Here is a 215-nt window from a genome sequence, read left to right on the forward strand (position 1 = left end):
ATCGGATTTCCACCGGAAATCTCTGCATCGGCTTCTCGTTGTTTCAAGGTTTGAGTTAAGTTTTCTAACCGAGAAATGATGTCGCTATTGACAGAATTGCCAGGTTGTGTTGTCTCGGCAATGACCGGGGTGGCGGTAGTTTCGGTGGCGGGATTCGCTGCAATTGGGGTGCGATCGCCTCCCGTTTCTTCCGCTTCCACATTGCTAGCTGTTTC

General features: G+C 50.7%; 1 protein-coding gene. It reads right to left on the bottom strand.

All coding sequences use genetic code 11. The annotated features are described in order from the left end of the window. Positions 1 to 215, bottom strand: a 215-nt coding sequence (locus AC0QH1_RS00400) for a hypothetical protein (RefSeq protein WP_324628764.1), incomplete at both ends; no start/stop codon positions are given.

The sequence above is a fragment of the Phormidium sp. CCY1219 genome, assembly GCF_055795085.1.